The organism is Pelodictyon clathratiforme (assembly GCF_982375515.1).
The window spans coordinates 47582-66302 of the sequence record NZ_OZ455102.1 but is presented as its reverse complement, the minus strand read 5'-3'; the positions used below and the strand labels follow the sequence as shown (position 1 = coordinate 66302).

The window sequence follows — 18721 nt, the reverse complement described above, 5'->3', positions numbered from 1 at the left end:
AACGATCTGGCACATAAATTGCTTTATAAAGTAGCACAGGAAATAACGGAACAAACAAAAGCTTTATGATAACGAAGAGTATACTGATCAGAACCGCCGGTATCGCTGCAACAGCGCTGATGCTTGCATGGCCAAGGCCTGCAACAGCCGACAGCGCACCGGCAGAAGCGCCCCTCACCCTTGATCGTGCCATTCATCTTGTCCGTGAAAACAACCCGGCGCTAAAAGCCGCAGCGGAAGAGATTACCGCAGCAGATGCCCGCATCACCCAAAGCAGAAGCGCATATTTCCCTCAGGTAAGCGCCAGCGCCGGATACACCTGGCTCGACACCGTATCAAAAATAAGTTTCGGCAGCAGCGGAGAGATTCAATTCATGCCGAACGACAACTACGACGCCAAAGTAACGGCCAAGGCAACCCTGCTCGATTTCGGAAAAAGAGGCGCCAATGTTGATCTGGCAATGAGCGGGAAAAAAACAGCGGAACAGTCGCTGGAACTTGCCCGCAGGGAGCTCTCGTATCAAACTGTGCAGCTCTTTTACGGTATTCTGTTTCTTCAGGAAAGTTTGCGGGTTGAAGAGAAAGAGATTGCTGCACTCAGCAAGGCTCTCGACTATACGACAAAGCGTTACCAGGCAGGATCGGCCACCCGCTTCGATGTTCTCTCCACCGAAGTACGTATTGCGGCTGCCCGAAACAGAACCCTTGATCTCCAGCATGAGCTTCTTCGCAGCCAGTTAACCCTGCGGCGCCTGACCGGCATAGCGGCAAACGCTCCCCTGATGCTTCAGGGATCATTTGCTCTGACCCCGAACGTTCCGGTAAGCTCCGGACTTGTCGCACAGGCTCTGGAGCAGCGTCTTGAACTGCAACTCTCCAGAGAAAATGAAGCTGCAGCAAAACTGCATCGCTCCCTTGCCATGAAACAGGGAGTACCCGTTGTTACCGGAAGCATCTCATACGGCATCACGAACGGCTACCAGCCTGATATCAATGAGATGCGCAATAATGTTGCCGCTGGCATCCACCTTGAAATCCCGCTTTTTACTGGCTTCCGTACCAGCGCAGAGCGCCAGGAGAGCGCCGCCCGGATGCGGGCTGCCACCCAGCGGAGAATCGATACCGAACAGCAGGTAAAAACTGATGTCGAGGAAACCATCCACGCTCTTCAGACAGCTTCGGAAAAAATAACAACAACCGGAGTACAGGTACAGCAGGCTGAACTTGCAGCACGTCACGTCAGGGCCCGCTATGAAAACGGCATGGCCACAGCGCTCGACCTGCTCGATACGGAAGCTGCCCTCTCGCAGGCCGAACTTGCCCGTCTGCAGGCCGCTTACGCTTATGTGATCAACAACTATACGCTGAAACGGACAACCGGGGAGGTTTTCTGGTAAAATGGAGAAGCCACGAAAAAAAATTATCTGCGCAGTCGATTTTTCTGCCTCCTCTGATGCCGTCGTACATTATGCAGCCTCGATGCACTGTTGTGACGCAGAACTCATTGTCCTCTCTGTTGTGCCAAGAGGAGAGCGTGAAAACGGAATGCTCAGAAAGCAACTGCATGAATTTTCGCGATACAGTGACATCCTCTCCGAAAACAAAGCCCTTGCGCTCTTTACGGTAGAGCACGGCGAACCCGCCGCAGCCATTCTCAACTACGCAAAAGAGCACCATGCGGATATGATTATCCTCGGTTCCCACGGAACCACAGCCATTGCCCGTCTTCTGGTAGGAAGCACTGCTGAAGCCGTTTTGCGCCATGCTGCATGTCCCGTCGTCATTCTGAAAACACCTAATAACAACAAAAAAGACCATGGAACAACCTGAATCAAACACAATGGCTGAAAAAAATCCATCCGGAAAAGAGAGTGCGAAAGCGAAAAGCCCTTTGCGCATGGTCATTATCGGCCTGCTTGTCGCCCTCTCCCTGATCTGGGGTGGAAGCAAGCTCTACCACTCCTTCCTCTACGTTGAAACCGACAATGCCCAGATCGTTGGAGATATCTATCCGGTTATTTCACGCGTTCCCGGAAGAGTTGATGCGGTACTGGCAAGCGATAACGAGGAGGTCAAACAGGGCGACACCCTGATACGGCTTGAAGCTGCCGATTATGAGGTTCGCCGCGACATTGCCGCAGCCGCCTTGCTGAGTGCACAAGCCTCCGTTGCGGCCTCAGCCGATCAGGCAAATGCTGCACAAGCGGGAGCCAATGCGGCAGGAGCAACAAGCAGAAAGCTGCAGGCTGACCTGCGCCGCAACGAAAATCTCCGTCAGCAGGATGTCATTTCACAGGCAGAGTTCGATGCTGTAAAGGCCGGTGCACAGGCCTCCTCTGCACAATATGCTGCTGCCGGAAACCAGTACCAGGCATCGCTTGCCTTGGTGCCCCTGCAAAAAGCTGAGGTAAAAAAACGCGAAGCCGAGTTGCGCCAGGCTGAGCTTCAATTATCGTACACCACCATTACCGCTCCTGCCTCCGGTCACGTTGCAAAAAAAAGTGTCCAGCCGGGGCAATACGTAGCCCCCGGCCAGCAGCTTATCGCTCTTGTAGGAAGCAACGATCTCTGGATTGTAGCCAATTTCAAGGAGACCCAGCTCGACAAAATAGCTCCCGGACTGCCGGTCACCATCAAGGTTGACGCATACCCCGGCAAAGAGTTCAAGGGAAAGGTGGAGTCGCTCTCTTCAGGCACCGGCGCACAATTCGCACTGCTGCCCCCCGATAACGCAAGCGGAAACTTTGTGAAGGTCACCCAGCGTATTCCGGTAAAAATCATCTTGACCGAAAAGCCCGACAAAAGCCGCCCACTCTCCGCCGGCATGAACGTTGTAGTCGAGATAAAGGTCAAATAAATTTATAGCTCTCATAGACGCATGGCTCGACCAGAACAACAGAAAGGCACATCGGTAGCGGCAATGCTGCCGAACACAGCCCAGACCTACGACACCGGACTGCGCAAAATCATCATAACCCTGACGGTTATCGTTTCAGCCATGCTGGAGCTGATCGACACCACCATTGTCAACGTCGCCATCACGCAGATCAGCGGAAACCTTGGCGCAAGCATCGAGGATGTCTCATGGGTGGTCACCAGCTATGCCATCGCCAACGTCATTGTCATTCCCCTCTCCGGGTTTCTCGGCAATCTGCTTGGGCGACGGAACTACTATATCGGCTCCATCCTGCTCTTTACCCTTGCATCGCTCTTTTGCGGCCTGGCAACCGACATCTGGGCACTGGTCTTCTTCCGCTTCATTCAGGGACTCGGCGGCGGTGCGCTTCTGCCAACCTCACAGGCCATCCTCTACGAAACCTACCGCCCTGAAGAGCGGGGCAAGGCAACCGGCATCTTCTCCATGGGGCTCGTGCTCGGGCCCACCATCGGCCCGCTGCTTGGAGGCTATCTGGTTGACTACCTTTCGTGGGAATGGTGCTTTTTCGTCAACATTCCGGTCGGGCTTCTTGCCGCATGGTCATCCTTCACCTATCTCAGAGAACCAAAGGGACGCCATGCCGTGACAACAATCGACTGGACGGGCATCGGACTTCTCGCCGTCGGTATCGGCTCACTGCAATTCATCCTTGAACGAGGTCAATCGAAAGACTGGTTTGACACACCCTATATCACCATTTTCACCTTCATTGCTGTGGCAGCCCTCCTTGCATTTGTCTTCTGGGAACTGCACACCAAAGAGCCCGCCGTCGATCTGCGCGTCCTGGCCCGGAGCAAAAACCTCGCCATTGCGGCAGTGCTCACCTTTATTGTCGGTTACGGCCTCTATGGCTCACTCTTCGTCTTTCCAGTCTTTGTGCAGCGACTGCTCGGCTTTACCGCACTGCTGACCGGGGAGGTACTCTTTCCAAGCGCCATGGTCACCGGCATTATCTCCCTCCCCCTCGGCATCGCCCTGCAACGGGGGGTTTCACCAAAATTACTCATGGCCGTTGGCATGAGCGCCTTTATTTTCTTCTGCTTTGAACTCAGCCAGCAGACCATGCAGTCCGGCTCATCCAACTTCTTCTGGATACTGCTTGTGCGCGGTGTGGCGCTCGGATTCATCTTCATTCCCGTCACCATGCTTGCCGTATCAGGGCTGCACGGCAAAGATATCGGGCAGGCCACCGGACTCAACAACATGGTGCGCCAGCTCGGCGGATCATTCGGCATCGCCCTCACCAACACCTACATCACCAACCGCATGGCAACACACAGGGTGGAGCTGCTCAGCCACCTCTCTCCCTACGACCCGGCAGCCGCAGAAAGGATCAACCTGCTGCAACAGGCCGCCACAATCCGGGGCGGGCTATCACCAGCCGGAGCAGAAACCGTCGCACTCAAAGCGCTTGAAGGAACCCTCACAGCCCAGAGCTACCACCTTGCCTACATGGACGCCTTCATGCTGATAGCATTCCTCTTTACGGTTTGCCTGCCGCTGCTGCTCCTGATCAGGATACAGAAAAAGGAGCCTGTAGATCTGTCGTCGGCACATTGACCATTATCGTATAAGTCGCCAAAAGCACACCTGCAAGGGGTGTTTTTGTGCTATACAGCTTTTATCCGCTGAAAATAAAGAGGTTACCGTTAATCAGAACTGTGCGTTCAGGTCTGTATAATCACATATCACATGTAGCGTCCACGATCAGATTACATCCCGCTTTCTTGTAACACAAGATTGTTGAAAACAGGCGCTTTAGGGAGTAGTTATCGGATAGTTATCGCGCTATTTTTTTTGATGGCCTTCCATTATTTCGCTATACTTTCATCAGGCTGTTGTTGGTTACAAGACAAGCGATGAGAAAAAATGAGATGATTGCTCATTCGCACACGGTTTTAATGTCGGCTGTAGTGCTTCAACCATTACAACACGGTACGAAATTACTGGAATTATTTCAGGCAGCGTTGCATGTTCGCCTCTATAGCAACAGTATCAAAAATGAAAAATAGTTGGTAAAACTGATGCTATTTTAGCGTTCAAGTGCCATTCGATTTATTCACGAACAAGCTCTAAGAGATTTACGCAAATTATGTGAAAGCGGTTGGCAGCGTTCTGAGTAGTTTTTGACTGACGTATTATATAGGTTTCATCTCAAAAATCTGCGGTTTAGGTGTTTCAGGAGCACCGCCCTTCAAGGAGTCAGCACCATGATCAGACCGAAGTTGGCCGAATTCAAGTTGATGTTCCTCATGATGGCTGTGTTCACTACTGTGGCCATCGGGTTCTGGCAGGCGTTCGATCAGCCCTTCTATCTTATCAACTTCGCGATAATCGGGCTTTCGATCTCGCTCGGGATGGGTCTCTGGCCTCTGCTCCCCAGAGACAAGAAGCCTTGGGCGCGAAGGTTGTCACAGGTCTTGGTGGGCGGATACCTCTTCTTCGGGCTGGGCTGCGGGCTGATCTACTTGAGCTTCGGCGTCATCGTGCCGGAGAATATGGAGATCGAGGGTTTCTGGTTCATGGTCTTCGCTGGTGTTTTCCAAGCCGCTGCTATCCATTACTTCGTAGCCAAGATCGTCGGACCCATCTTCTTCAACAGAGGCTGGTGCGGGTGGGCATGCTGGACAGCCGCCGTACTCGACCTCCTGCCTTGGAAGATGTCCCCCGGACGGGTTCCGGGACGCTGGGGACACCTGCGCTATCTCCACTTTGCACTTGCTCTCGGACTCGTCGCGAGTCTGGTGTTCATCTTCGGCTACACCGTCGAGAGCCAGCACGGAATCGTGATCTACAAAGAGGCGATCCAGACCGATACACCACAGTACACCAGCATGTTCATGATTCCGGAGATGTGGTGGTTCCTTATCGGCAATCTACTCTACTTTGGCTCGGGAATCGTGCTCGCGGTCGTCTTGAAGGACAACCGTGCATTCTGCAAGTACGTCTGTCCTATCGTCGGGTTCCTCAAGCCGTCAGCGAGTGTTTCGATGACACGAATCGCACCGAAGAACGACAGGTGCACCCGCTGTACCAAGTGTACGGTCAACTGCCCGATGGACATCGACGTCATGCGCTACGTGCAGGAGGGCAAGCCAGTCTTGTCGACAGAGTGCGTGCTCTGTCTGACGTGCACGAGCGTGTGTCCAGAAGAGGTGCTGGGCACGAAGATGGGCCCGAGCCTCTCCTCCTCCGACTACCTTCGCGTAATAAAGCCAGCCTCGAAAAGGTCTGCCCAACAGGCGCATCAACCTGACAGCCAGACTGCAGTCTGACAAGGAAAGGCGTGCGCCGCAGGTTATGCGCAGCACTTTACCACATGCAAAAACAAGTTGTGTGCCATTGCCAAACTGCACACATTGTGATAAATCGAAATGAAAAGCATCAATTGGAACACGGCAAAGAGCGTGGCAACCAAAAGGTATCCCTTGGACAACGAATCATGGTCATTAGTGTGAGCAATCAACTACCCCGCAGCAGAGCTACGGGGTATGAGTTTATGTTTAAGAATTCTATCACGAAGCAGAGCTTCGAGGAATAAGTCCTATAGTGATTCAATGTTTCAACAAGATTGGTTGAAACGACCCTCGTGAACAAGGGATATCTTGACCGCAGCACTCTGTTTAATTGATATGCGCAAAAATGCACTGTAGGCCAGCAATACCGTACCTGTGTCATCAACAAGCACGTAGGCGCATGGTTATTCATAGCATGAAATTCGAGGGCTTTGGGCATCATGAAAAAATATGTAAATTTTATCGTTAAGTAATGCCATGCCAGAAAATGGAGGTACACCTTCGCCAGTATATATTCAGTCAGGCCCATGGTCTCAATTTCAAATGAGTAGACAAACAACTGCCTGTTTATTCATTACGCATCAGCTTTTTCCATATCAACCTGCAAAAACATCGCTGAACCGCTGGGGTAACAATGAATACCAATACTGTTTCTGTGTTTGATCTGAGTCCACCAGAGAAGCTTCAACTGGTAGAAGACCTTTGGGATGATCTGGCGATGACCCCATCAGAGGTTCCTGTATATGAATGGCAAAAGAAGGAGTTGGCTCGACGAAAAGCTAATTTGGCGAACAACCCGGCTTCGGGACTTTCTTGGGCCGAGGTAAAACTCAGGGCACGAAGCCGTTATGTCCGCTGAACTCATCATCGCACCGGAAGCACAACAGGATGTCGATGAAATACATCCCGGGATCCAAAGAAGTGGCAAAGCCGCTTGAAGTGACGGATCAATAAATGAGCGTATTCTGCCAGAAAACGTCACTTCCCGCAGCATTTCTTGAACTTCTTTCCACTGCCGCAGGGGCATGGATCATTGCGTCCGATTCGCCCGGCTCCTGCCATCCCCCTGGCACTGATAATTTCACCGAGTCGGAAGGGGCGCCAGAACTCATTGAGTGCCAGCACACAATCAGGCACATTCTCCCAAATCTCCCGAAACTTCTTAGTAGGCAGCGGAACTGCATCGTGGGGCCTTATGCCGAGCATAGCAATCGCAGATAGCAGTACTGAGGCGGCTTCATCCGAAAGGAGCGGTTCCCAGTCAGCTTCGTTGTAACTGACGCCGATCATAAATCCCATCGCCCAGAGCTTGATCAGCGAGTCCCTGACTACCTCACTTTCATACGAATACGTATCTGGCAGTGGCTCATAATAATCCGGATACTTCGACAACAACTCGACAATGCTGTTCATCAACTTCATCAGCAATTCTACGATGCGCTGCGCCTGTTCCTGACTCTCAAATTCCGGTTCTTCTCCTCCTCCACTCATATCCCAAACCAAAGGCAACCATGCACTGGGGAGAACGGTTACCGGCCCAATAACCAATGCTGTAAAAAATCCATCAAGTGTGTCAAGCGACATTGCCCCTCCAGGGAGGGCATCCGACATGAGAAAATTTTGAAGCTCATCAAGTTCACTATCGGATATTTGAATCGAGCCGTTATCTGAAAGTTGGTTCTGTGTCATCATCGTGTTGGGTTGATTACTCTGTAATTTTATGTCGTCCGATCATTCATTCATATACTTGCTCACCCACTACTGATCCGTCCTGTTCCTGACGGCATCTCTCCTCATCATTCATCTATCTCAACTGCCCGATACGCTTGCTCTGGGTCATTGGGAACATCGGGACGGATCATTGAGATCCGCCCATCAAGCAAAAGCGGACGAAGATAGCTCTGACGAACCGTTTCAGGAGTGCGTACAAGCAGAATTGCCAGTTCCTCAACTCGAAAAATTCGCGTATACGATTTGCTGTCGAGGAGAATACAATGTCAACCACTATTTAGAGGCGTTCATCACGGTTGTCCAAACCCGACTTCCCCCTGAAGTACCTTAGTAAATAATTTAAGGCTTGTTATACAGCAAAGATATTAACATATGCCGATAGACCCAATATTACAAAATAGAGGTATACTTCTCACAATTTCCTGTATCATGAAAATTCAAAGTAAAGCACAACAGGACAGCTCAACTATCCCGATTTAACTGGCAATAGTGTCATGTCACCTTTGTTTTCGAACAACTCACTGCACTGCAATTTTTCAGGCAGTTATGATGCATCTTTACCCCTAAAAAGGCCTTAAGCCCAAAACAAATTTATCACTTTATAGTTGGATATTTTATTATTTATGTTGATATTTTCACTTTATAGTATAAAAAATTAACCTTAAGTATTATGATTTTTCAAGCGAATTCTTTGGGATGACTGCCAGTAAACAGCAGATCAGTGCATTTCTTCGGGACTTTAAGGAAAAAATGAAGATATGGAATATCCTTTTCCGTGATGACAGGGGTAAGAATTCCCAGACACTTCTGAACCTTGAATTACGACCAATAGAGAGGCGAAAAATTATTACGGCTCTTGAAATTGACGACTATAGTGAAGGCCCTCTTGAGGACAACCTGAATAAAGGCTCTGAAATGTGGGTTTTCGGCAAGCTGGTAAAACGGCAGGAGATCTATATCAAAATCACTATGGGTGCTCCAGGTACAAGCGTTATCTGCATTTCATTTCATATTGCTGAACATAAAATCTCGTATCCATTTAAAAGAGAAAAGAATGAGAAGCCCGATAACAGGCAGGGAAATGACCCTGAAGCGGGAACAGCGAATCATGGGATTCCGCAAAAATAACTATTCTGTTCAATACCACTATTACTACTGCAATGATAGTAAGCAGCAGTTCACCACCACCGAGCTTGATGAGATAAACCTGATTCAGGTCTACAACCAGTACAGAGATGAGCATAACCTCCCTTTTCCGGAAGAGATCAGCGCAATAAGGGCTGCCTACGGATTATCGGCAGCCAAAATTGCGGAAATACTCGGGTTAGGAACAAACACCTATAGAAACTATGAGCAAGGTGAGGTTCCCAGCGAATCAAGTGCCCGACTGATACAGGTTGCTCAAGATCCTGAGGAGTTTAAGAAAATTGTACACCTGAGTGGCGCTTTACTGGGGAAACAACAGGAAAAACTGACTGCCAGGATTGAACACCTGATAGAAAGCCGTAAAAAAACAAGCTGTGTTGATCTCGAAGAGTATTTTCTTGGCTCAAAACTGCCCGATGAATATTCCGGTTACAGAAAACCAAGCCTCGAAAAACTCTGCGAAATGGTTCTCTTTTTTGCTGAACAACTTAAACCGTGGAAGACCAAGCTGAACAAATTGCTCTTCTATGCGGATTTCCTGAACTTTAAAACAACAGGGTATTCGATCAGTGGCGCCCGTTATTGTGCAATTTCGATGGGGCCCGTACCGGATAATTTCAACACTATTTTTGAGTGGATTGAAAAACAGGGTGACGTCACTGTTGAAGAAACGGAATTTGACAATGGCGGAACAGGGGAACAATTTTTTCCTGGAGATGGTCGTAAATTCAATGCAGAAATGTTTTCAGCGGAGGAGTTGCATACGTTAACAACAGTCGCCGAAACTTTTTCCCGTATCAGTACCAGGGAAATTATCAGGATCAGCCATGAGGAAAAAGCATGGATTGAAAATGTTAATGCAACGAACCAGATGATCAGTTACCTCAAGTACGGATTTGACTTGAAAGCCGTTTAAGCGTTACGATGCCTTGTAACTGCTGTAGGCCTTGCGCACCCCTCGGCTGGTGAAGATGAGAGTCACTGCCGCCAGAATGGTCACGACACAGCCAATACGGATGGCAATACCGGTACCGAAGTGTTCTGAAAGATAGCCGATTTCAAGGTTGCCGATCGGCATGAAGCCCATAAAAATCATCATGTAGAGGCTCATCACCCTTCCGCGGAAACGGTCGTCAACCGTGCCCTGGATGGTGGCGCTGAGGGTTGAGACTGCCGAGACAAGCCCGAAGCCGCTGACAAAGAGAAAGAAGAGGGCTGCCGGAAGGTGCGTGGTATAGGTAAAGCCGATAAGGGCGAGAGCGAAGAGAATTGTTCCTCCGGCAATGAAGACAAGGCGGTCAATTTTCCTGGAATAGATGGAGACCAGCACGGTGCCGACGACCGAGCCGAGACCCGACACGCCATAGAGGTATCCCATGCCCGACGCATCCATGCCGAAGGTACGCTTGGCAATCACGGGCAGCATGGTGACATAAGACCATGCAAAAATGGAGATGACCGCTATAAAAAAGATACTTGTCCTGATCACCGGATGCCCCCATGCATAGCTCAGCCCCTCCCTGATCGACTGCAGGGGATTCTGGCTTGTTTTTGCAGCAGGCTCTATTAGGGTGTTCTTCATGGAGAGCAGGGAGAGGATGACTGCGAAAAAACTGACTCCGTTGAGCAGAAAGGCGGTGCCTGTTCCGGTGGCCGATATAAGAAACCCTGCAATAGCGGGGCCGATAACCCGTGAACCGTTATAGATCGCTGAGTTCATGGCAATGGCCGAAGCAAGATGCTCCCGCTCCACGATTTCGCTGAGAAATGCCTGAAGTGCAGGCACATTGAGGGCGTTCACACAGCCAAGAAGAAAGGAGAGTACAAGGATAATCCAGATGGTCACCGTGCCGGTCACGGCAAAGAGCCCAAGCACAAAGGCGAGCAGCATGGCCGCAGACTGCGTCCAGAGCAGGATGGTGCGCCTTGGGTAACGGTCAACAACCACGCCACCGAGGAGGGAGAGAAAAAGGGTTGGGAGTGTGGAGGCCGCCGCCGCAAGCCCCACGTCGAAAGCGGAACCGGTTATTTCAAGCACCAGCCACCCTTGCGCTACCATCTGTATCCATGTGCCAATCATGGAGATCACCTGCCCGGGAAAATAGCGCCGGAAATTAGGGCTCTCAAAAGCAGGAAAAGCCGTGAGCAATTGGCCGGAAAGTCCGTTTCGCTTTTGAGGCTTCGGATTGGTTGGGAGAACAGTTTCAGCAGGCAAAGTCATCGCATAAAAACATCTTCAGTTATCTCATTCTTGAGAGTTCAAAGGTATCAAAAGAAAGCGAAATCTTATGCTGATTTCAACCAATTCCAGATAAAAGCAGGTTACTGCAGGTAGCAAAGCGCCATCAACGGAGTAGAGAGACAACATGCAATACCCTTCCTCTTTCTGCCAAAATAGCAGTACATTAACGCGGCCATTACTGTTAACAGTGTGATGGTGACTTGTTAAACATTTATCAACAACTAAAAAAGGAGTTTTTCCAATGAATGTTGTTAATCCGGAGGCTATCGGGTTGTTCGGGCTTATTATCACCGTCTGGGTGTTTGGTCTTGAACAGTTGGGATTCGGGCTTGACAAAGAGACAGATCACGCAAAACTGGGACGCAATCTTGCAAATGTCGCCCTCTGGTTCGGCGGTGTTGCGCAGCTTTTCACGGCTGTCTGCATGTTTCTCTTCGACATGGGGTTACCTGCCGACATAAGGATCTACCTGGGCACTATTTTTGCCACCTACGGGCTTTTCTGGGTTATTGTTGCCCTGCATTTCTATAACCCCGGCGACAAAAAAATCTATGCCCACATGTTTCTTGGTATCTTTTTCATCACAGCGGTCTTCAGCTACAAGGCCATCCTTCTCGGAAAAATCTGGCCATTAGCTACGGTTCTGCTGCTCATTAATGTACTGACCATCCTGCTTCCGTTTGCCTGGTACAAGCAGAACGCTCTCATCACAAAAATATGCGGTGCAACAAATGTTGCCATCGGCCTCTGTGCCCTTCCGCTCCTCTTCAAATCGCTGGGCGTGTAATCTTGCCCCTCTTGCCCGAAACAGCCATCAGTGTTACGGCTGTTTCGGGCCGCACCGATACCACCTTTCAGCTCCACAACGCTTTCCTGATTCCTGAACACCTCCCCATCAACCAAAACTGACTGGTATATGCAAGGCGCCCTGCCCTTCAGGAAAACCATTATTTTTTCTGATATTGAGCGTTTGCATGTTGTTCTGAACCGCCTGTTATTCTATTTTATCCCTTCTTTTAAATCAGGAAAGGGGCCTGAAAGTAACCGTATGAAGTATTGAACACTTGAAATATTTTCACAGCATAGCGATGAGTAATAAGCTAAAATTGAGCTACGAACAGTGCAACTGCGATGCAGGAATTACCCAAAGAGGATAGCTTATGATTGCGCTGCACATCTCCATCATTGACGGAGTCCCGCTACTCTGGAGTGAGGGAAAAAAGATCGGGATGCTGAAGGAGTTACGCCTCGCAACGGCTGGAATCGGCATGTTTTCCCTGCTCGACAACACCACAAAAGAGTTTTGTGTCTGGCTGCCCTGCCGCGAGAAAAAAGCTGTCCCATCATCTCCGCTTGTCGGCGCCATGCCCGACCTGAGTGATGAAGAGCAACTCCATGCCTTTCCGATTACCGCGCTTCGGCTGAATTTCAACGCTCTGTTCGAGCTTTCCCTGCTTACGGAAAAGGGCAACATCCCCGGCAGTGGCATCATCTTCGGAAGCTCTCTCCACTGGGCACGGCAGGTAGTAAAAATTGCACTGAACATTGTCAGAACCCAGTCGCTGCTCCCTTCGATCATCAAAAACGATACATTCTGGGAGGCCTTGTGGTTGCCCCTCCCCGACAGTGCCACATCCCTCGCAGTTGAACAGCTTGCCGATGCCATGCCTGCGGTCTGTCGCTCTCTCGGCCGCACCGACACGCAACCGCCGGAAACACCAAAAAAGTTACTGCTCAAAGGACTTCTCTCTTTCCTTGTCAATACACTGTCACGTACTTTTGAAAGAGCAGGGGTGCCAAAAATCAGTGACTTCGAGAGTATCCATGACGCGTGGCTTCATGCATTATCAAACAGTGATCCCCGGCTGAAATGGAAAAATGAGCAGGAGATTGAGCAGTTTGCCTGTCAGCTCAACGCATGGCGGCGTCCCATTGACCTGCATGAGCGATCACCCTTCAGGTTTTGCCTGCAACTGACAGAGCCACCACTGAAAGGGCGGAAAAAGGAGCGCTGGCATGTTGCCTATCAACTGCAGTTGAAAGCGGATCCAAGCCTGATTCTTGACGCCGGGGATCTCTGGAACCCCGAAAGCGAGGCATCACAGCACGCTTTAACGTATACCTCCGATTGTACCGAATTCCTGCTTACTTCCCTGGGACAAGCCTCCGGCCTCTGCCCCGCAGTCACCCAAAGCCTGAAAAAGAAGCAGCCGGGTGGCTTTGATCTTGATACCGAAGGGGCTTACAGATTTTTGCTGGAGTATGCGGAACTGTTGCGAAGCGCAGGATTTGTGGTCAAGCTTCCCTCGTGGTGGATCGGTCGCAGAGGAGTCAACCGTATCGGGATCAAGACAAAAGTGAAGCTTCCCTCTATGAAAGGAAGCGGGTCGGGTCTCACGCTGGATCGCATGGTTGCCTGCGATTATGCTGCTGCACTTGGCAATGAGGAGCTTGACCTGCAGGAGCTGAAAACACTGGCAAACCTGAAAGTTCCGCTGGTACGGGTGCGCGGACAGTGGACACAGATTGACCATAAGGAGCTTGCCAATGCTCTCCATTTTCTTGAAAAACATCCAACTGGTGAACTTTCTGCCAGAGAACTCCTCTCAACAGCTCTCGGAGCACAAAAAAAGGAGGATGCTCTCTTTCTTCGATCGGTTGAAATCGAGGGGTGGCTTCAGGAACTGCTTGAAAAACTTTCCTCTCAGGGACAATTTGAACTGCTTCCACCACCTGAGCATTTCGAGGGAACGCTTCGCCTCTATCAGGAGCGAGGCTTTTCATGGCTCTCATTTCTCCGCAAGTGGGGACTGGGCGCCTGTCTTGCCGACGACATGGGCCTTGGCAAAACCATTCAGACGCTTGCACTGCTGCAGCGGGAGCGTGAACTTGGAGAAAAAAGGGCGGTGCTCCTGATCTGCCCCACCTCTGTAGTCAACAACTGGCGAAAGGAGGCGGAGCGGTTCACTCCGGATTTAGCGGTGCTGGTGCATCATGGTATCGACCGGATGAAAACAGCAGATTTTCGCAAAGCTGCAAGCGCTTCAGCCCTTGTCATTTCAAGCTATGGATTGTTACAGCGCGACCTTGAATTTCTGTCGAAGGTTCCCTGGGCAGGCATTATTCTCGATGAAGCGCAGAACATCAAAAACCCTGAGACAAAACAGTCAAAAGCTGCCCGAACAATCCGGGCTGATTACCGTATTGCCCTGACCGGCACTCCCGTTGAAAATCATGTCGGCGACCTTTGGGCACTCATGGATTTTCTCAATCCCGGTTTTCTTGGAACCCAGCACTTTTTCAAACAGAACTTCTACACGCCGATTCAGTGGTATGGCGACCCTGAGGCTTCAGCACGACTGAAGTCGCTGACCGGCCCGTTTATTCTGCGCCGCATGAAAAGCGACAAGTCGATTATTTCCGATCTGCCCGACAAGATCGAAATGAAAGAGTATTGCTCGCTGACCAAAGAGCAGGCATCGCTCTACAAGGCTGTTGTCGATGAACTGCAGGAGAAAATTGAAAGCGCCGAAGGGATTGACCGGCGGGGCCTTGTACTTGCGCTGCTGGTCAAGCTCAAGCAGGTCTGCAACCATCCGGCACATTTGCTTGGCGACAACTCTGCCATTGCACATCGTTCAGGAAAAATAAAACGCCTGACCGAACTGCTTGGCGACATCCGCGAAGCTGGCGAAAAAACGCTGCTCTTTACACAGTTTACCATGATGGGAACGATGCTCCAGCACTATCTTCAGGAGTTGTACGGTGAAGAGGTACTGTTTCTGCACGGTGGCGTAACCAAAAAAAGGCGGGATGAGATGGTAGAGAGCTTCCAGAAGGAAGAGGGCAGTTCACCCTCCATCTTTATTCTCTCACTGAAAGCCGGAGGAACGGGTCTTAACCTGACAACAGCGAACCACGTTGTTCACTTTGACCGATGGTGGAACCCGGCAGTAGAGAATCAGGCAACTGACCGGGCTTTCCGTATCGGGCAGCACAAAAACGTTGAAGTTCATAAATTTATTACGACGGGCACGCTCGAAGAGCGCATTGATGAGATGATTGAGAAAAAAACAACGGTCGCCGGCCAGGTTCTCGGAACGGGTGAGCAGTGGCTGACCGAACTGTCGAACAATGATCTGCGCAAGCTCATTATGCTCGGACAGGAAGCAATGGGAGAATAAGAGCTATGGAATACTATTGGTATAAAAGACCCACCTCCTCCGCCCCAAGGGCAGTAGCCGGTGGTATAAAGGCCCAAAACAAACGGGGAGCATTCGGGCAAACCTGGTGGGGAAAAGAGTGGATTACAACACTTGAAAATTTTGATATTGGCGAGAGAATTACAAGGGGAAAATCTTACGCACGAAAAGGGCAGGTAACCGACCTTGTCATCACTGCCAAAAAGGGAGTTGCGGCAAAAGTGCAGGGCTCAAGAGTTCGCCCCTATAAGGTATCCATCACACTGACGCCCTATTCAAAAGAGCAAAAAGAGCTGTTGGCCCAAAAACTTACCTCGAAACCGATATATATAGCGCAGCTCCTCAGCGGGGAGATGCCGGAAAATCTTGCACGGGTATTCAAAACCGCAGGGCTTGCTCTCTTTCCCGCAAAATACAATGATTTAACAACCACCTGTTCGTGTCCCGATTACTCAAACCCCTGCAAACACATTGCCGCTGTTGTTTACTTGATGGCAGAGGCCTTTGACCAGGATCCTTTTCTTCTTTTCACGTTACGGGGAATAGACAAGGAGGAGTTTCTCAGAAAAATCGGTTACAAACGTCAGACTGCTACCGGTGACGACCCCCCGGCAATACCGGAACCTCTTCCCTCCGAACATGCCGCATTCTGGGGATATTCGCCTTCTCCCGAACCATCATGCACTCATCTTTCACCAGCAGTACAGGCTACCATGCCAAAACGACTTGGCTCAATTCCTTACTGGCGCTCCTCCATAAACTTTTTAAGCGCCATGGAAACAACGTACAACCTTGCTACTCTTTTGGCCGAAAAACTGATCGACAGACAGAGAGCCGAGCAGGAAAAAGTCCCTTCAGAAAGCCCTGACTGAGAGCGGTTTTTTGCAGATTTCCCCTGATTTGCTATTATAATAAATGGAGTTATTCCTTTTTTCAAGCACGAAAACCATTACACGCCATGAGCGCTCATATCTACAAAAAAATTGAACTGGTAGGCTCTTCACCGACAAGCATTGAAGAGGCAGTCAACAATGCTGTTGCCAAAGCGGCTGAGACGATCCGAAACATCCGCTGGGTCGAAATCCTTGAAACCCGCTGCCATGTTGAGGAGCAGAAGGTTGCCTACTGGCAGGTCACAGTAAAAGTCGGCTTTACCCTCGACGAAGAGTAAGAAAAACTGCCCGATCAGCAAAAAAAAAGGCGCCTTCGCAGGCGCCTTTTTTCTTATTTACGAAATCATCAGCCTTCAGAATAATGTTCCGGAGCCAGCGACCAGTGTGCAGGAGACATCCAGAGCGTTGAGAGCATCAGTTCACGAATATGGGGAAACTCCTTGGGAAGTCGATCATATATCGTCTCGAAAAGCGCCTCATGTGAAAGCAGCTCTTTCTTCCACGCTTCACGATCAACCGACATCAGCTTGATAAACTTCTCTTCAGTCATCTCTTCCAGACCCGTCCAGTCAATCATATCATACTTCGGCATCCACCCAAGAGGACTCTCTACACCTCCGGCTGTGCCACGAACACGATCAACAATCCACTTCAGCACCCTCATGTTTTCACCAAAACCTGGCCAGAGGAACTTGCCATTCTCATCCTTTCGGAACCAGTTGACACCAAAAATTCTTGGCAGTTCAGGCAAGGTACGCCCGACATGAAGCCAATGGTTGAAATAGTCGCCCATATGATAACCGCAGAAAGGAATCATGGCAAAAGGATCACGACGAACATCACCAACCTTTCCTGCCGCAGCGGCGGTCTTTTCAGAACCCATGGTTGCAGCAAGGTATACGCCCGAATTCCAGTTTGCTGACTGGTAGACAAGAGGAACAGTATCTCCGCGACGACCACCAAAGATGAAGGCACTGATCGGCACCCCTTTGGGATCTTCCCAGTCAGCATCAAGGGAGGGGCACTGATTTGCCGGAGAGGTGAAGCGGGCATTGGGGTGTGAAGAGAGTCGGCCGCAATCAGGAGTCCATTCCTGACCCTGCCAGTCGATAAGATGCTCAGGCGCCTCATCGGTCATCCCTTCCCACCAGACATCACCATCAGGCGTCATGGCGACATTGGTAAAAATACAGTTCTTCGCAAGCGTTGCCATGGCGTTCGGATTGGATTTATCCGACGTGCCGGGAGCAACACCAAAAAAGCCATATTCAGGATTGATCGCACGAAGAAGACCATCTTCACCTGGCTTGATCCAGGCAATATCATCACCAATGGTGGTCACCTTCCACCCATCAAAAGATTGAGGCGGAATGAGCATCGCAAAATTGGTTTTACCGCAGGCGCTCGGAAACGCTCCACCAATGTAGGTTTTTTCTCCGTCCGGCGATTCAACACCGAGAATCAGCATGTGCTCAGCCAGCCACCCTTCATCCCGTGCCATTGAAGAGGCAATGCGAAGGGCAAAGCATTTCTTGCCAAGCAAGGCGTTGCCACCATAACCGCTGCCAAAAGAGGCAATAGAGCGCTCTTCAGGAAAATGAACAATGTATTTGGTATCGTTGCAGGGCCAGGCAACATCCTGCTCACCAGGCTGGAGCGGAGCGCCGACAGAGTGCAGACAAGGCACAAAATCGCTGTTTTCACCCAGCAACTCCATAACCTTGATACCCATCCGCGTCATGATACGCATATTCGTGACGACATAGGGAGAATCGGTAATTTCGACACCGATATGGGCAATGGGAGACCCAAGAGGCCCCATGCTGAAAGGAATAACATACATGGTTCGGCCAGTCATACAGCCCTTGAAAAGCCCTTTCAGGGTCTCTTTCATCTCCCTCGGAGCGACCCAATTGTTGGTTGGACCTGCATCCTGGCGGCGAATACTGCAGATGTAGGTTCTGTCTTCAACCCTTGCAACATCACTCGGGTCCGAACGGCAGAGATAGCTGTTCGGGCGCTTCTCTTCCGACAATTTGATAAACGTACCACTCTCTACCATCTGGCGGGCAAGGATGTCGTACTCTTCCTCTGAACCGTCACACCAGTGTATGGTACTCGGACAACATTGCTCAGCCATCTCCTGCACCCATTGGATCAGCTTTTTGTTTTTCACATAGTCCGGCGGATTCATCTGCATTAACGTCATAATCGTTCTTAATAAGCTATTGGTTATAAAAAAAAACGTCCGCAATCACCCCTGATTGCGGACG

16 protein-coding genes are annotated in these 18721 nt (G+C 50.3%); 12 read left to right on the top strand and 4 right to left on the bottom strand.

From position 1 onward, the window contains the following. The first annotated feature begins 65 nt into the window (after positions 1-65). The 6 genes from AC56AD_RS00300 to AC56AD_RS00275 all read left to right on the top strand — a co-directional run bounded on the left by AC56AD_RS00300 (position 66) and on the right by AC56AD_RS00275 (position 7093). A complete protein-coding gene (locus tag AC56AD_RS00300) occupies positions 66-1397 on the top strand; it encodes a TolC family protein (protein ID WP_012506920.1) in 1332 nt (443 codons plus the stop codon). A 1-nt stretch (position 1398) separates the two neighbouring features. Continuing rightward, positions 1399-1830: a universal stress protein gene (locus AC56AD_RS00295; RefSeq protein ID WP_012506919.1), complete on the top strand. Its 432-nt coding sequence runs from the start codon at positions 1399-1401 to the stop codon at positions 1828-1830. Then, positions 1817-2857, top strand: coding sequence for an HlyD family secretion protein (locus tag AC56AD_RS00290; RefSeq protein WP_012506918.1), 1041 nt, complete (start codon positions 1817-1819; stop codon positions 2855-2857). Before AC56AD_RS00295 ends, AC56AD_RS00290 begins: the two co-directional genes overlap by 14 nt. A 63-nt stretch (positions 2858-2920) precedes the next feature. Beyond that, the gene (locus AC56AD_RS00285) at positions 2921-4498 is read left to right on the top strand and encodes a DHA2 family efflux MFS transporter permease subunit (protein WP_041526591.1); all 1578 of its coding nucleotides are present in this window, start codon (positions 2921-2923) and stop codon (positions 4496-4498) included. Between the two features lie 650 nt (positions 4499-5148). Continuing rightward, on the top strand, positions 5149-6213 hold the full coding sequence (locus tag AC56AD_RS00280) for a 4Fe-4S binding protein (protein ID WP_012506916.1): 1065 nt from the start codon (positions 5149-5151) through the stop codon (positions 6211-6213). 655 nt (positions 6214-6868) lie between these two features. Beyond that, positions 6869-7093, top strand: coding sequence for an addiction module protein (locus tag AC56AD_RS00275; protein ID WP_012506915.1), 225 nt, complete (start codon positions 6869-6871; stop codon positions 7091-7093). Between the two features lie 119 nt (positions 7094-7212). Here AC56AD_RS00275 and AC56AD_RS00270 read toward each other — a convergent pair whose 3' ends face one another. Beyond that, the gene (locus tag AC56AD_RS00270; protein ID WP_012506914.1) at positions 7213-7926 is read right to left on the bottom strand and encodes a UPF0149 family protein; all 714 of its coding nucleotides are present in this window, start codon (positions 7924-7926) and stop codon (positions 7213-7215) included. A 104-nt stretch (positions 7927-8030) separates the two neighbouring features. After that, positions 8031-8117: a hypothetical protein gene (locus AC56AD_RS00265; protein ID WP_397234073.1), complete on the bottom strand. Its 87-nt coding sequence runs from the start codon at positions 8115-8117 to the stop codon at positions 8031-8033. Positions 8118-8661: 544 nt separating this feature from the next. Between AC56AD_RS00265 and AC56AD_RS00260 the strand changes: the two genes are divergently transcribed. Both AC56AD_RS00260 and AC56AD_RS00255 read left to right on the top strand, forming a co-directional pair. Continuing rightward, the gene (locus AC56AD_RS00260) at positions 8662-9093 is read left to right on the top strand and encodes a hypothetical protein (protein WP_012506913.1); all 432 of its coding nucleotides are present in this window, start codon (positions 8662-8664) and stop codon (positions 9091-9093) included. Next, positions 9020-10027, top strand: a complete 1008-nt coding sequence (locus AC56AD_RS00255) for a type II TA system antitoxin MqsA family protein (RefSeq protein ID WP_041526353.1) — start codon at positions 9020-9022, stop codon at positions 10025-10027. Before AC56AD_RS00260 ends, AC56AD_RS00255 begins: the two co-directional genes overlap by 74 nt. Positions 10028-10030: 3 nt before the next feature. On the opposite strand, the gene AC56AD_RS00250 is transcribed toward AC56AD_RS00255, so the two are convergent. Further along, complete coding sequence (locus AC56AD_RS00250) at positions 10031-11332, bottom strand: MFS transporter (protein ID WP_012506911.1); 1302 nt, start codon at positions 11330-11332, stop codon at positions 10031-10033. A gap of 262 nt (positions 11333-11594) precedes the next feature. On the opposite strand from AC56AD_RS00250, the gene AC56AD_RS00245 reads away from it, so the two are divergent. The 4 genes from AC56AD_RS00245 (at position 11595) to AC56AD_RS00230 (ending at position 16726) form a co-directional block, all read left to right on the top strand. Then, on the top strand, positions 11595-12140 hold the full coding sequence (locus tag AC56AD_RS00245; protein WP_012506910.1) for an acetate uptake transporter family protein: 546 nt from the start codon (positions 11595-11597) through the stop codon (positions 12138-12140). A 373-nt stretch (positions 12141-12513) separates the two neighbouring features. Beyond that, positions 12514-15537 (top strand): DEAD/DEAH box helicase, encoded by a 3024-nt coding sequence (locus tag AC56AD_RS00240; protein ID WP_012506908.1) that lies wholly within the window; start codon positions 12514-12516, stop codon positions 15535-15537. A 5-nt stretch (positions 15538-15542) separates the two neighbouring features. Continuing rightward, positions 15543-16427 (top strand): SWIM zinc finger family protein, encoded by an 885-nt coding sequence (locus AC56AD_RS00235; protein ID WP_012506907.1) that lies wholly within the window; start codon positions 15543-15545, stop codon positions 16425-16427. An 86-nt stretch (positions 16428-16513) separates the two neighbouring features. Then, positions 16514-16726, top strand: a complete 213-nt coding sequence (locus tag AC56AD_RS00230; protein WP_012506906.1) for a dodecin — start codon at positions 16514-16516, stop codon at positions 16724-16726. A 68-nt stretch (positions 16727-16794) separates the two neighbouring features. Here AC56AD_RS00230 and AC56AD_RS00225 read toward each other — a convergent pair whose 3' ends face one another. Then, positions 16795-18657, bottom strand: coding sequence for a phosphoenolpyruvate carboxykinase (GTP) (locus tag AC56AD_RS00225; RefSeq protein ID WP_041526352.1), 1863 nt, complete (start codon positions 18655-18657; stop codon positions 16795-16797). Positions 18658-18721 lie beyond the last annotated feature (64 nt).